Here is a 12,589-nt window from a genome sequence, read left to right as displayed (position 1 = left end):
CGGAACCCGCACGATGCCCCGTTTCCCGTCGAGCGTGTGCGCCGGCGCCCTCGTGGCATTGGCCCTGGCGTGGGGGGGCGCGGCCGGCCGCGGGCAGCCCCCGGCCGGCGGCACCCGCGCCGACGGGGCCGGCGGCGACCGGATGCGGCAGGTCCGGGAGCGGATGGTGCGCGACGACCTCGTCGCCGGCGGGATCACCGACCAGCGCGTGCTGGGGGCGATGCGCGACACGCCGCGCCATGAATTCGTGCCGGTCCCGCAGCGCCAGCTGGCCTACGTCGACATGGCCCTGCCGATCGGTGAGAAGCAGACGATCTCCGGGATCTTCGTCGTCGCCTACATGACCGAGCAGCTGGCGCCGAAGGCCACCGACAAGGTGCTCGAGATCGGCACCGGGAGCGGGTACCAGGCGGCGGTGCTCTCGCCCCTGGTCGACACCGTCTACTCCATCGAGATCAACAAGACGCTCGGTGACCGGGCGGCGCGGACGCTCGAACGGCTCGGCTACGCCAACGTCGTCACCCGCGTCGGCGACGGGTTCGCCGGTTGGCCGGAGCACGCGCCGTTCGACAAGATCATCGTCACCTGCTCGCCGGAGGACGTGCCGGCGCCGCTGGTGGAGCAGCTCGCCGACAGTGGCCGGATGGTGATCCCGGTCGGGGAACGCTACGAGCAGACGCTCGTCCTCTTCACCAAACGCGACGGGCAGTTGGTGCGCGAGGCCCTGGTGCCGAGCCTGTTCGTGCCGATGACGGGGGCCGCCGAGGAAGCGCGGAAGGTCCAGCCCGACGGCGCCCACCCGGCGCTCGAGAACGGCGGGTTCGAGACGGTGCTTCCCGGGACCGACGTCCCGACCGCCTGGTACTACGGCCGGCAGGCGAGCCTGCAGCAGGGGGACGATGCTCCCCAGGGAGAGCGCTACCTGCGGATCACCAACGCCGAGCCGGGGCGCCCCGCGCAGATCTTCCAGGGATTCGCGGTCGACGGGCGGGAGGTCGCGCGGCTCTCGCTCGTGGCCCGGTTGCAGGGGGAGGCGCTGCGCGACGGTATGTCGGCCGACGAGGCGCCGGCGCTGGCGGTGCAGTTCTTCGACGAGAAGCGCTCGCGCACCGGGCGGGCGCTGGTGGGCCCGTGGCGCGGCACATTCGGGTGGCGTGAGGTGAGCGGGTCGGTCCCGGTGCCGGGGTGGGCGCGCGAGGCGATCCTCCAGGTCGGGCTGCTCGGGGCGACGGGGCAGCTCGACGTCGACGACGTCCGGATCGATGCCGTCCCGCGGTGAGCGGGAAGTGCATCGGCATCCGCGGCGGGCCCCCGGTCGGACACCGGAAAAACCTCGGTGAACGCGGCCGGTGGCGGCGCTCGTCGTCGGCGTTCGCGGCCGGTTTTCGTGGTGCCGTTCGCAGCGATCGTGACGGTGATCCGGCCTTCGGTGCCGCCCTACCTGACGCGTCGGGCTCGCCATCCACCGGTGGGGTGTCGACAAAGTTGACCCAGTCCGGACAAACTTCTTGATTTACCCGAATTACGAATTATGGTTGGGCCGCGAGAGGTACCGGCAGCACGATCGGCGGAAACGCCGTCCCCGTGATTCCTGTCGCCGCCGATCGCAGTCGCCCGGTTGCACGTCGCCCTCGTCCTTCGTTCTCCACTGTTCATCCCCCTCTTTCGCGGAGATTGTCTCTGATGGTCATGCGTCACTGCTTCCGTCATACGGGAGTCATCACTTTTCTGGCGGTCGCGGCCATGGCCTGCGACGCACATGCCGGGTGGCACAACCGATACCGTGCGGCCTACGGATCGGCCGGCAGCTCCGGTGGTTCGTCGGGCGGCAGCTCGGGCGGGAGCTACGGCGGCTCGTCGGGCGGCAGTTCGGGCGGCAGCTACGGCTCGTCTGGCGGTAGCTACGGCTCGCACGGTTCCTACGGCAGCGTCGGCGGTCACTTCGCCGCCAAGCGGGCGTGGCGGTCCTACCGGCACTCGCTCCACCACGGCTCGTACGGCTCGTCGGGCGGGAGCTCGGGTGGCGGTTGCGGCGGCAGCTCGGGCGGCAGCTACGGCGGGTCGTCGGGCGGTGGTTCGGGCGGCGGCTCGTACGGGTCGTATGGCTCGTACGGTGGCTACGGCCCGGCGCCGGCCTACACGTCGGGCTATTCCAGCTATCCGTCCGGGACGGTGATCGGCGGCGAGCAGATCATCAGCGAGGGTGCGGTGTACGGCAGCCCGGTGTACGACGGTGGTTCGGCGATCGAGTCGGTCCCCAGCTCCGCCCCGATCATCGACAGCTCCTCGGTCGAGCCGACGGTTCCGGCCGACGGCGCGATGCTCGTCGTCCGTCTCCCGGCCGACGCCGAGGTGTTCGTCAACGGCTCGAAGACCGCGGCCACCGGATCCCTGCGGCGCTACATGTCGCGCGGTCTGGAGTCGGGTCGTGAGTACGACTTCGTCGTCAAGGTCGTGACCAAGCGTGACGGAGAGCCCCGCGAGGAGACGAAGGTCGCCTCCCTCACGGCCGGTGGCCGCGAGCAGCTCGACTTCACCGCGTTGGTCGCGGCCCGGGCCGCCCGGAAGACCAGCCTCACGCTCCGCGTTCCCGCCGAGGCCAAGGTGTGGCTCGCCGGCAATGCCACCGTGTCGCAGGGCGAGGTCCGCGTGTTCGAGACCAGCCAGCTGACCGACGGGCAGGCCTGGCGGAACTACGAGATCCGCGTCGCCACCGTCGTCGACGGCCGCGAGCAGGTGGTCTCGAAGACGATCGACCTGATCGGCGGCAGCACCGTCGATCTGGAGCTCGATCCGGCGCTGCGGACCGCCTCCGCCGCGGCCACCGCCGCGGTGCGCTGAGGCTCCGGTCGGCCAATCGCGTCCCATCCGACTCCCGCGCGGCCCGCGCCGCGCGGGAGTCTTTTTTTGCTTTGTCAGGTTCTGCTTTGTCGGGGCCCGGGAGACGGTTGTCCGGCTTCTGCGGCGTGCCGGTGCGGATTACAGTCGCGTCGGCCCGCGCGTCGATGGTCCCTCCAGAGTGCCCCGATGGTCTCCGCGCCCGCCGCCGCCGCGCCCTGGAGCCGACCCGCCCGCGTCGCGGCGTCGGCGGCGATCCTCGTGTACCTCGTGGCGGTCGTGGTGCCGCCGCTCGCCGGCCCGCCCCCTGCCAGCGACCTCGCCCGCGTGCTGATCCAGCCGCTGCGTCCGCTGGTCGGGACGCTGGCCCTCGGCCACGGCTACCGGTTCTTCGCCCCCAACCCGGGCCCCGGGCACTCGCTGCGCTATCGGGTGTCGCGGTCGGACGGGTCGTCGCTCGCCGGCAGCCTCCCCGACGCCACGGCCGACCGGCCGCGCCTCCTCTACCACCGCCGCTTCATGGTCGCCGAGAAGATCGCGGCGCTCGTGCCCCCGGCCGACGCGCCCGACGACGTCCGCCAGCGCGCGCGGGGCGACTGGCTGCCGCTGGTGCGTGGCGTCGCCGGCCAGGTGCTCGAGCGCCATCGCGGCGTGGTCGTCGAGATCGAACTCGTCGAGCACCATCTTCCCGGCCCGGAGGAGCTCGGGGATCGGCCCGCGGGTGAATCCGCCGGGGCAGGGGAGGGGGAGGCGCCCGGTGGCGACGTCGTCGTGCCCTTGGGCACGTTCACCTGGCAGGACGCGCCCGGCGGCGCCGGGGTGGCGCGATGAAGAGGGGCCTTGTCGCGAGCCCCGACGTGATCCGCGGGCCGTGGAGCCCCGCCGACGCGGCCGTCGCCGAGCCGGGCTGGATCGGTGCCTGGCGCGATGCCTGGAACCGGTTCTGGTTCACTCCCGCCGATCCGCTCCCGTTGGTCGTGGTGCGGATCTGCACCGGCTGCCTGCTGGCCTGGGCGAACCTCGTGTGGCTCGCCGACGCGCCGGCGTTTTTCGGTGACCAGGCCTGGTTGCCGCCGGCCGACGTGTGGCGCGTCAACGATCAGCCGTGGCAGTGGAGCTGGTTTTTCTCCGCCGGTGGCCCGTGGGGCGTGCGCGGCCTGGCGGCGCTGGCGCTGGTGGCCGCGGTCTGCCTGGCGGTGGGGTTCCTCACGCCGCTGGCGGCGCTGGTGTCGTTCGTCGGCCTGGTGAGCAGCGTCAATCGCGCGCCGCTCAACGTGTTCGGTCTCGACGACACGCTGGGGATGCTGCTGGTGCCCCTCGTCGTCGGGCCGGCCGGGGCGCTGGCGAGCGTCGATCGCCGCCTGTGGCCCGACCGGACGGCGGCAGCCCCCTCCGTCCGCGCCAACGTCGCCCTGCGGCTGTTGCAGGTTCACCTCTGCGTCGTCTACGGTTTCTCGGGTTGCGCCAAGCTGCTCGGCGCGAGCTGGTGGGAGGGGACGGCGCTGTGGGGGGCGGTCGCCAACGGCCAGTACCGGACGCTCGACCTGACGTGGCTGGCCCGCCATCCGCTCCTCGTCAACGCCCTCACACTCGCCACGCTCTTCTGGGAGGTCTCCTATCCGGCGCTGGTCTGGCCGCGGCTGACGCGCCGGCTCGCCCTCGGGATGGCGGTGGCCGTCCATCTTGGCATCGGGCTGGCGATGGGGATGATGGAGTTCGGCCTGGCGATGATCACCGCCAATCTGGCGTTCGTGCCGGCGGCGGTGTTTCGGCGTCGGTCGGCCAACCATGCCGCCCCGGAGCGGGTTCCCCAGCGTGTGAGGAGCGTCTCGTGATCGACACCATCGCCGTCGTCGGCGCCACCGGCGCCGTTGGGCGGATCATCGTCCGGCTGCTCGTGGAGCGGGCCTTTCCCGCCCGACGGATCAAGCTGCTGGCCTCGAAGCGGTCGGCGGGGGCCACGCTGTCGGTGGCCGGCACGAGCCTGCCGATCGAGGAGTTGACGCCCGAGTCGTTCGCCGGCGTCGAGATCGCGATCGGCAGCACCCCCGACGAGGTCGCCGCCGAGTTCGTGCCCTGGGCGCTGGAGCGCGGCACCGTCGTCGTCGACGAGAGCGGGCAGTTCCGCATGCGTCCCGACGTGCCGCTGGTGATCCCCGAGGTCAACGCCGCGGCGCTCGACGGCCACGACGGGCTCGTATCGAGCCCCAACTGCTCGACGACGCAGTTGGTGATGGTGATGAAGCCGCTCCACGACGCCGCCCGCGTCCGCCGGGTCGTGGTCAGCACCTACCAGGCGGTCAGCGGGGCGGGGCTGGCGGCCACCGACGAGCTCCGCGGGGCCACCGCCGCCTGGCTCGAGGGGCGGGCCGAGCCGCGCGCCGTGTTTCCCCATCCGATCGCCGCCAACCTCATCCCGCAGATCGGCTCGCCGAAGGGGGGCGGGTCGACGAGCGAGGAACTGAAGATGGTCCTCGAGACGCGGAAGATCCTCGGCGACGAGTCGATCGGCGTGTGTGCGACCTGCGTCCGGGTGCCGGTCGGCAACTGCCACAGCGAATCGATCCTCATCGAGACAGAACGCAAGCTGTCGGCCGCCGAGGCACGGCGGCTGCTCGCAGCCGCGCCGGGGATCGTCGTCGTCGACGAGCTCGAGGCGCGCAGCTACCCGCAGCCGCGCACCTGCGACGGGCGCGACGAGGTGTTCGTGGGGCGGATCCGCGAGGACGAATCGTGCCCCGCGGGAATCGCGCTGTGGTGCGTGTCCGACAACCTCCGCAAGGGGGCCGCCACCAACGCCGTGCAGATCGCCGAGCTGCTGGCGACGAAACGGCCGAGGCGGGCAGGGGGGGTCGCGGTGGGCGCATGAGCCGCGCCATCGGCCTGCGCCTCGCCTACGAGGGCACGCGCTACCACGGCTGGCAGGTGCAGCCGGGACGGACGACGGTGCAGGGGACGCTCGCCGCGGCGATCCACGCCGTGAGCGGCGAGACGGTGCTGCCGCGCGGGTCGAGCCGGACCGACGCCGGCGTCCACGCCCTCGACCAGATCGTCTCGTTCACCAGCTCCAGCTTGCTCGATGCCGCCACCTGGGCCCGGGCCCTCGACGCCAACCTCCCGGCGGACGTGACGGTGGTGGCCGCGGCGGAAGTCGACGCCGATTTCGATCCCGTCGCCGCCGCGGTCGCCAAGACCTACCGCTACCGGATCCACGACGCCCCCTGGAAACCGGTGCTCGACCGGGCGCTGGTCTGGCGCTGGCGGTCGCGGCTCGACACCGACGCGATGGCGCTGGCGGCGCTGTCGCTTCTCGGGGAGCACGACTTCACCAGTTTCGAGAAGACCCCCTCGTCACGGGTATCGAAAACGCGCACAATCCACCGCCTCGACGTCGGACGCCGGGCCAGCCCGGCGGGGAAGGCCGATGCCGAGGTGTGGGTGGAGGTCGCCGGCAACGGCTTCCTCCACAACATGGTGCGTATCATCGTCGGGTCGCTGGTGCTGGTCGGTGCCGGTCGCCGGCCGCCGCCGTGGCTGGCGGAGGTGGTCGCGGCCCGCGACCGTATCCGCGCCGGGCCAACCGCACCGCCGCAGGGTCTCGTGCTCCTCTCGACGCAACTCCTTCCCGGGACCCCCCTCGCCGCGCCCACCGTCCGCCGGTGATCGTCGGTGTCCCCCCGGCTCCCCCATGGCCAGACTCCCCGACAGACTCGGTCCCCTCGTGCTGTCCCAGCAGCTCGGCCTGGGACGGCAGTGCCAGGTGTGGAGCTGCAAGGACGACTCGCTCGGCCGGCAGGTGGCGGTCAAGATCCTCCAGACCGGCTACGACGACGACCGCCTCCAGCGCCGGCAGCTCGAGCATGAGTTGGCGGTGGGCCGCAGCCTCGACCACCCGGGGGTGATCCGCCTCGATCGGCTCACGGTCTACGAGGGGTTTCCCTGCCTGGTGATGGAGCTGTTTCCCCACCCCAACCTCCGTCGCTTCGTGACCGGGTCGCGCGATCGGCTCCTCTCCCGGCTGCCGAAGATCCTCATCGGGGTCAGCGAGGCGCTGGCGCACATGCACGCCCGCGGCTGGGTCCACCGCGACATCAAGCCCGCCAACGTCCTGGCCAACCGGGCCGGCGAGATCAAGGTGATCGATTTCGCGATCGCGGCGCGTCCGCCAGGGGCCCTCGGCAGGTTGCTGTGGCGGCGGCAGCAGCCGCAGGGCACGCCCAGCTACATGGCCCCCGAGCAGATCCGCGGGCAGCCCCCCGACCCGCGTTCCGACGTCTACTCGCTGGGCTGCATGGCGTTCGAACTGCTCGGCGGCCATCCGCCGTTCACCGGATCCAACACCCACGAGCTCCTTTCCCGGCATCTGTACAACGCCCCGCCGGGAGTCGAGGCCTCGAATGCCAACGTCTCCGCGGCCGCGTCGAAGCTGCTGCGCGAGATGATGGCCAAGCGCGCCGCCGACCGCCCCGCCGCCGGCGACGTCGCCCGGCAGCTCCACCAGCTGCGGCTCTACGACCGCGATGTGACGCCCCCCGCGGTGGCCGACGGGGGCGACGGCTCGAATTGACGCCGGCAGCCGCGGCGCGGGACACTCCGGAACCTTCCGGAACGCCCCGCCATGAGCCGCGGACTCCACCGCCTCCCGCTCGAAAAGCCGATCTACGAACTCGAGGACCGGATCGCGGCCCTCGAGGCGGCCCCGCTCGGGTCGCAGCACGCCGGATCGTCGCCTGAGGAGGAATTGCGGCGGCTACGCCGCGAGGTCGTCGAGCTGCAGCGGCAGGTGTTCGGCAACCTCGACCCCTGGCAGACCGTCGAGGTCGCCCGCCACCCCGACCGGCCGAAGACGAGCGACTACCTGAACCTCGTCTGCGACGAATTCGTCGAACTCCACGGCGACAAGGCGTTCGGCGACGATCCCGCCCTCGTGGCCGGCTTCGCCAAGCTCGAGCGCTACAAGGTCCTGATGATCGGCCACCAGAAGGGCAAGACGCTCACCGAGCGCCAGGCCTGCCATTTCGGGTGCGCCCATCCCGAGGGCTACCGCAAGGCGATGGGCAAGATGCGGCTGGCGGCCAAGTTCGGCCTGCCGGTGATCGCCCTGATCGACACGCCGGGGGCCTATCCCGGGGTCGGCGCCGAGGAACGCGGCCAGGCCCAGGTGATCGCCGAGAGCATGTTCCTGATGGCGTCGTTGCCGGTGCCGATCGTCTGCGTGGTGATCGGCGAGGGAGGCTCGGGCGGGGCGCTGGGGATCGGGGTCGGCGACCGGGTCGCGATCCTCGAGCACGCCTACTACAGCGTGATCAGCCCCGAGGGCTGCGCCGGGATCCTGTGGAAGAGCGCCACCCACAAGGCCGAGGCCGCCCGGGCGCTGCGGATGCGGTCGAGCGACCTCTTCGGCTTCGGGATCATCGACACGGTGATCCCCGAGCCTCCCGGCGGCGCGCATCGCGATCCGCGGCAGATGGCGCGCCGCCTGAAGGTCTACCTGCTGCGCACGCTGCGCGAGTTGGCCGCGCGGCCGGCCGAGACGCTCGTGGCGGAACGCTACGAGAAGTTCCGCCGCATGGGGCGGTTCATCGACGCCGCTGACGAGGCAGCGGCCGGAGGGGGCGTGGGGACGGCAGGACCGGCCTGAAGGCCCGATTCCGCTCCCCTCCCCAACGTCCGATAATGTCTCTTATGTCCGGTTCGTGGTTCGCGTTTTCGGGCCTTTTTTTAGCCCTTTCCGCACCGGATCCCCTGCCCGGCCCACGGCGGCACGGGCGCCCGGCAGCGGCGTCGCTCCGCGGCGATCGCAGGCGGCGCTCAGCGGTAGCGCAGGGGCGACTGGCTGCCCGGCGCGTAGCCGGCCGGAGGAGCGTCGGACGGGGAACGGAACGACGGAGGCGGAGGCGCCGCGCCCAGGGGCGGGGCGGCGGTGAAAGCGCTGGTCGTCGGCCGCTGCGGTGCCGATGCCGGTGGCGGGGCGGCAGCGGGTGCGACGGGGGCGGCGAACGTCGCCTGGCGGAGCGGATTGGCCGCCGGCGGCGCGAAGAATGAGCTCCCGGCCTGCAACGCGCCCGCGGCGACCTGGGCCCCCTGCCCTGCATCGCCGGCACTGGCCCACGCAGCCGCCGACGACACCCCTTCCCAGATCGCCGCCAGCGGTGAGGCCGCAGGACCGGCCGGGGGGCCGCCGGGGACACCGGCCATGCCGGCCCCGGCGAGGCCCGTGTTGGCCGCGCTCGGCCCGAGGAACTCACGCTCGAACTGGCGCACGAACGGATCGACTTTCTCGTGAATCTCGCGCGGCAGGTAGGTGTCGGCACGGACGATCGCGGTGGCGACGATCCGCCCGCTCTTGCTGGCCACCACCTGCGGCCGGTAGGCCGGCGCCATCGTGACGGTGAAGAAGGTGATCACGATGCACAGCAAGGCCCCCTTGGCGAGCCCGAACAGCAGCCCCAGTTGGTGGTCGAACGCCGAGAGATGGACGGCGCTGATTGCCTTGGAAACCAGGCGAAACACGATCCACACGCCGGCCGACGTCGCGGCGTAGAGGGCGAGCATCCCCGACAGCTGGTTCCAGGGGGCGGTTTGCCCGAACCAGGGGGCCACCTGGGCGCCGAACCGCAGGGCGACGAAGCCGCTGGCGACGATCCCCAGGATCGAGGCCACTTGCCAGACGATGCCGCGGAAATAGCCGAGCAGCCCCGCGACCGCGAGGATTCCGATCATCACCAGGTCGTAGCCCTCGACCTCCACGGCTGATTCCTCCACCGGTGCGGGCAGCGCTCGGGGCCGTCCATGCCCAGAGGGGCTGGGAGTGTAGGGGGCGCGGGTCGTTGGGCGTAGGCCAACCGAACGCCCCTGGCGCGGTCATCGCTGCCCGGCGGCCTGAAACGGCACCGAGGCCTCTCGAGGCGACCGTTCAGGCGTTCTCACCGAACGTGCTGGGGGGCAGGGGAGGGTCGGAAATCGCTCGCAATCACGATCTTCACTCCAGGTTCCCCGGTTTTTCTATTTTGCGTAGTCATTATTCCTTGTGTCGGCGAGATTCGTCTCTGCACCGCTGGAAAATGCAGCTGGGGTTTGGGGTGGAGTGGGGACCTTGGGGAGAGTGTGCCTTTTTTGGAAATGTCGGGTGGCTCGGTCAAAGGGGCTGACGCCGGTGTTCGGGGGCTGCCGAAACTGGAGTCGGGGAACTGTGTCCGCCAGGGAAGGTCGGGCCAGCACCCCTGCGCCGCGCGGCCGAATCGAGGCTGGCGGTGGCCGCTGGGCGGAGGGAATCGGGTGCCCGGGTACCGCGTGCACATCGCCGGATCGGCGCTGGTCGGAGGCGTGTATGGCGCCGCCGGCTGGTATGCCGGCGGTTTGCCCCCCGTGACATGCGGCCTCGCCGCCGCCCTCGCCACGGCGGCCGGCATGGTTCCCGACCTCGACTCCGGGGAATCGGAGCCGCTCCGGGAAGGGGTCGCGCTCCTGGCGGCGGCCGTCCCGCTGATGATGCTCCACCGTCTCCAGCAGTGGGGCCTGCCACTCGACGGGATCGTCCTGGTCGGGATCGCGATCTACCTGGCGGTCCGCTTCGGGCTCGGCTGGATCCTCGCCAACCACGCGGTCCACCGGGGGATGTTCCACAGTGTCCCCGCGGCCTTGATCGCCGGGTTGCTGACGTTCCTCGTCGCCGGTGGCGACGACCCGCTCCACCGCTACTACCTTTCCGGTGCCGTCGTCCTCGGCGTGCTGTCGCACCTGGTGATCGACGAACTGTGGAGCGTGTCGCAGGGGATGTTCGGACCGAAGTTCAAGAAGGGCTTCGGGACGGCGATGAAGTTTCACGGTGCGGAAGCCTGGGCGAATCTCCTCGCCTATGTCCTGCTGGTCGCCCTCGCCGGACTGGCCGCCTTCGACGCTTCGCACAGCGAACGCAGCCTGCAGATCAAACGCTACACACGCCAGCAGATGGAGCAGGCGTCGCGGATGATGCAGGGCGTGCCGATGCAGCCCTGGCAGCTGCGTCGGTGAGCCGTCGCCGAACGGGGGCAGGTCACCGCGGCCGCCCGTCGGGGTCGGCCCCGGGCGCTTGTCCACCCTCGCCCCCCCGGCGATGATCGCCGGGGGAGCTCGACCCGCCTGCGGATCCTGCCATGACTCGTCCCGTCGCCCTGCTCGCCGACGCCGGAGCCCCGGCCGCGCTGCTGGCGTACCTGGTCGCGATCGCGGTGGCGGCAGCGCTCGGCGGTGCGGCGCCGGTGCTGCTCTCGCTGGGGCACCGGCGGATGCAGGTGCTGCTGTCGCTGACCGGCGGGGTGATGCTCGGCGTCGGCCTCCTCCACCTCCTCCCGCACGGCCACGGGCTGCTCGGCGGCGACATCGAGACGACGATGCCGTGGGTGTTGGGTGGGTTCCTCGCGATGTTCCTCCTCGAGCGGGCGTTTTACGGTCATGCCCACCATGCCACCGACGGTTCGCACGACGCCGAGTGCGAGCACCACGCAGCGCACTCCCATTCCCCGAGCGGCGGCGTGCCGTCGCGCTGGAGTTGGGTCGGGGCCCTCGTCGGGCTGTCGCTCCACAGCCTCGCCGACGGCGCGGCCCTGGCGGCGGCGGTCGATGCCGGCGGGACCGACGGGGGCCTGGTCGGGTTCGCCACCTTCCTGGCGATCGCGATCCACAAGCCGATCGACGCCTGCGTGATCACCACGCTGTTGCTCAAGGCCAAGGCGACCGCGAACACACGGCGCCTCGTCACCGCCGGCTACGCGCTGGTGGTGCCGATCGGGGCGCTCGTGTTCCTGGCCAGCGTCCGGCTGTTCGGCGGCGCCCACGCGGGGGTGACGGGGGCGGCGTTGGCGCTGGCGGCGGGGGCGTTCCTCTGCATCGCCGCCGCCGATCTCCTCCCCGAGGTCGAATTCCACAGCCACGACCGGCTGCTACTGACGGCGTCGCTGGCGGCCGGGTTGCTGATCGCCGTCGCTGTCACGGCGATCGAGCGCGCCTCGCCGGCCCATGCGGCCCACGCGCATGCCCGCGAGTCGCACGACCACGATCACTGACCGCGGCGTCGCCGATCGCCGGCCCGCTCGGGCCGCGGGTGCCGGTGCGGCGTGACGGAGACCGGCCGCCGCGCCGTCAGCCGATCTCGCCTCCCTCGGCGGAGGCGGCCGAGTCGACCTCCAGCCCGCGTTCGACGCGCACCCGACGGACGGCGGCGAGGACCTCCTCCACAAGCTCGTGCTGCCGCCGGATGCCGGGAATCTGGGCGAGGAAGCTCCAGGCGATTACCCCGCCGAGCGCCAAGGAACCGATCAGGTGGGGTGTCACCCAGGCCGCGGTCCCGGGCCGACCGGTCGCCGGATCGGCCGCGCCGCCGAGGGCCACGATCCCGACCACGGCGAGCATGCCGAGGAGCGCCGGTGGGAAGCCACGCCGCTTCAGCGCACGGCTGCGGTGGTCGTAGTCGGCGCCGAGGGCGTAGGTGTCGGCGACTTCGCGGCACCACCGGCCGGTCCCGATGAAGTAGGTCACTGCCATGCTGTTGACGAGGACGACCAACAGCGCCGCGAGCACCCCCGACAGGCGGTGGACCGTCGCCCAGCGGATCACCACCGGGTCGGTCTGGCCGTGGAGATCGCCGATCCACAACCCCAGGCAGGCGGTCGCCACGATCAACGCCACCGCGAACGTCGCCACCTGCCCGAAGACCCGTTCCATCGTCGTTCTCCTCCGCAACGCCACCGTCGCCGCCGTTCCGTTATAGGCT

General features: G+C 71.8%; 12 protein-coding genes and 1 pseudogene. 10 read left to right on the top strand and 3 right to left on the bottom strand.

Annotated elements, in window-relative coordinates:
• Window positions 1–13 precede the first annotated feature (13 nt).
• Window positions 14–1,279, top strand: coding sequence for a protein-L-isoaspartate(D-aspartate) O-methyltransferase (locus tag FJ309_04905; GenBank protein ID MBM3953941.1), 1,266 nt, complete (start codon window positions 14–16; stop codon window positions 1,277–1,279).
• Between the two features lie 688 nt (window positions 1,280–1,967).
• On the opposite strand, the pseudogene FJ309_04900 reads toward FJ309_04905, so the two are convergent.
• A pseudogene (locus FJ309_04900) lies at window positions 1,968–2,087 on the bottom strand (RNA-binding protein).
• Window positions 2,088–2,415: 328 nt separating this feature from the next.
• Here FJ309_04900 and FJ309_04895 point away from each other — a divergent pair.
• The 7 genes from FJ309_04895 (at window position 2,416) to FJ309_04865 (ending at window position 8,479) form a co-directional block, all read left to right on the top strand.
• Entirely contained in the window at window positions 2,416–2,841 is a 426-nt protein-coding gene (locus FJ309_04895; GenBank protein MBM3953940.1) for a TIGR03000 domain-containing protein, read from the top strand.
• Between the two features lie 186 nt (window positions 2,842–3,027).
• Window positions 3,028–3,669, top strand: a complete 642-nt coding sequence (locus tag FJ309_04890; GenBank protein ID MBM3953939.1) for a hypothetical protein — start codon at window positions 3,028–3,030, stop codon at window positions 3,667–3,669.
• Entirely contained in the window at window positions 3,666–4,673 is a 1,008-nt protein-coding gene (locus FJ309_04885; GenBank protein ID MBM3953938.1) for an HTTM domain-containing protein, read from the top strand. The genes FJ309_04890 and FJ309_04885 overlap by 4 nt, the downstream gene beginning before the upstream one ends.
• Window positions 4,670–5,707: an aspartate-semialdehyde dehydrogenase gene (locus tag FJ309_04880; GenBank protein ID MBM3953937.1), complete on the top strand. Its 1,038-nt coding sequence runs from the start codon at window positions 4,670–4,672 to the stop codon at window positions 5,705–5,707. Before FJ309_04885 ends, FJ309_04880 begins: the two co-directional genes overlap by 4 nt.
• Window positions 5,704–6,501, top strand: a complete 798-nt coding sequence (truA, locus tag FJ309_04875; GenBank protein ID MBM3953936.1) for a tRNA pseudouridine(38-40) synthase TruA — start codon at window positions 5,704–5,706, stop codon at window positions 6,499–6,501. Before FJ309_04880 ends, truA begins: the two co-directional genes overlap by 4 nt.
• A 25-nt stretch (window positions 6,502–6,526) precedes the next feature.
• Window positions 6,527–7,405, top strand: a complete 879-nt coding sequence (locus tag FJ309_04870; GenBank protein MBM3953935.1) for a serine/threonine protein kinase — start codon at window positions 6,527–6,529, stop codon at window positions 7,403–7,405.
• Between the two features lie 51 nt (window positions 7,406–7,456).
• Window positions 7,457–8,479: an acetyl-CoA carboxylase carboxyltransferase subunit alpha gene (locus FJ309_04865; GenBank protein ID MBM3953934.1), complete on the top strand. Its 1,023-nt coding sequence runs from the start codon at window positions 7,457–7,459 to the stop codon at window positions 8,477–8,479.
• Window positions 8,480–8,649: 170 nt separating this feature from the next.
• Here FJ309_04865 and FJ309_04860 read toward each other — a convergent pair whose 3' ends face one another.
• Window positions 8,650–9,588, bottom strand: a complete 939-nt coding sequence (locus tag FJ309_04860; protein MBM3953933.1) for a CvpA family protein — start codon at window positions 9,586–9,588, stop codon at window positions 8,650–8,652.
• A gap of 357 nt (window positions 9,589–9,945) precedes the next feature.
• Here FJ309_04860 and FJ309_04855 point away from each other — a divergent pair, with 357 nt between their 5' ends.
• Both FJ309_04855 and FJ309_04850 read left to right on the top strand, forming a co-directional pair.
• Window positions 9,946–10,851, top strand: a complete 906-nt coding sequence (locus FJ309_04855) for a metal-dependent hydrolase (GenBank protein MBM3953932.1) — start codon at window positions 9,946–9,948, stop codon at window positions 10,849–10,851.
• Between the two features lie 122 nt (window positions 10,852–10,973).
• A complete protein-coding gene (locus FJ309_04850; protein MBM3953931.1) occupies window positions 10,974–11,882 on the top strand; it encodes a hypothetical protein in 909 nt (302 codons plus the stop codon).
• Window positions 11,883–11,958: 76 nt separating this feature from the next.
• On the opposite strand, the gene FJ309_04845 is transcribed toward FJ309_04850, so the two are convergent.
• Window positions 11,959–12,540, bottom strand: a complete 582-nt coding sequence (locus FJ309_04845) for a hypothetical protein (protein ID MBM3953930.1) — start codon at window positions 12,538–12,540, stop codon at window positions 11,959–11,961.
• Window positions 12,541–12,589: the final 49 nt, after the last annotated feature.

The organism is Planctomycetota bacterium (genome assembly GCA_016872555.1).
In the GTDB taxonomy this organism is placed as follows: Bacteria; Planctomycetota; Planctomycetia; order Pirellulales; family UBA1268; genus F1-20-MAGs016.
Note: the sequence above shows the minus strand (reverse complement) of the source record. Positions and strands in the feature narration are given on the sequence as shown.

Excerpts from the sequence above, each read along its gene's own strand:
- truA (MBM3953936.1), top strand. The coding sequence starts at position 5,704 with ATGAGCCGCGCCATCGGCCTGCGCCTCGCCTACGAGGGCACGCGCTAC.
- FJ309_04850 (MBM3953931.1), top strand. The coding sequence starts at position 10,974 with ATGACTCGTCCCGTCGCCCTGCTCGCCGACGCCGGAGCCCCGGCCGCG.
- FJ309_04885 (MBM3953938.1), top strand. The coding sequence starts at position 3,666 with ATGAAGAGGGGCCTTGTCGCGAGCCCCGACGTGATCCGCGGGCCGTGG.
- FJ309_04905 (MBM3953941.1), top strand. The coding sequence starts at position 14 with ATGCCCCGTTTCCCGTCGAGCGTGTGCGCCGGCGCCCTCGTGGCATTG.
- FJ309_04865 (MBM3953934.1), top strand. The coding sequence starts at position 7,457 with ATGAGCCGCGGACTCCACCGCCTCCCGCTCGAAAAGCCGATCTACGAA.
- FJ309_04845 (MBM3953930.1), bottom strand. The coding sequence starts at position 12,540 with ATGGAACGGGTCTTCGGGCAGGTGGCGACGTTCGCGGTGGCGTTGATC.
- FJ309_04890 (MBM3953939.1), top strand. The coding sequence starts at position 3,028 with ATGGTCTCCGCGCCCGCCGCCGCCGCGCCCTGGAGCCGACCCGCCCGC.
- FJ309_04870 (MBM3953935.1), top strand. The coding sequence starts at position 6,527 with ATGGCCAGACTCCCCGACAGACTCGGTCCCCTCGTGCTGTCCCAGCAG.